The organism is Streptomyces durhamensis, assembly GCF_000725475.1.
Classification (GTDB): Bacteria; Actinomycetota; Actinomycetes; order Streptomycetales; family Streptomycetaceae; genus Streptomyces; species Streptomyces filipinensis.
Genome location: NZ_JNXR01000100.1, coordinates 1 through 512 on the forward strand (window position 1 = coordinate 1; position 512 = coordinate 512).

The window sequence follows — 512 nt, forward strand, 5'->3', positions numbered from 1 at the left end:
AGTGGGCACTACGAGAGCTGGGACTGCAGGTCCACGACCATTACGGGCAGACCGAACTGGGTATGCCGATCGGCTATCCCCACCACCAACTCCTCGAGCGGCCCGTTCTTGCCGGCGCCATGGGGGTGTCGCTGCCTGGCTGGCAGATGACCGTGCTGCGGACCGACACCGACACGCTCGCGGACGTCGACGAGGTGGGACAGTTGGCTGTCGACATCTCCGCCAGCGAGTTCATGACCTTCACCGGTTACGCCGACAACGCCGAGGCCACCGCCAAGCGGTTCCGCGGCGACCGGCGCTACTTCGTGACAGGGGACATCGCCACGATCGACGCCGACGGCGTCATCCGGTTCTCCTCCCGCGATGACGACGTCATCCTGATGGCCGGATATCGGATCGGCCCTTTTGACATCGAGTCGGTGCTGCTGACCCATTCCGCCGTCGCCGAATGCGCCGTCATAGCCGCACCCGACCGAGTCCGTGGTGAAGTGGTCGAGGCATTCGTCGTGCTC

1 protein-coding gene is annotated in these 512 nt (G+C 65.2%); it reads left to right on the top strand.

Going from position 1 to position 512, the window contains the following annotated elements:
• Positions 1–62 precede the first annotated feature (62 nt).
• The coding region (locus IO33_RS0141940) for an AMP-binding enzyme (protein ID WP_245236077.1) at positions 63–512 on the top strand (450 nt) is incomplete at its 3' end.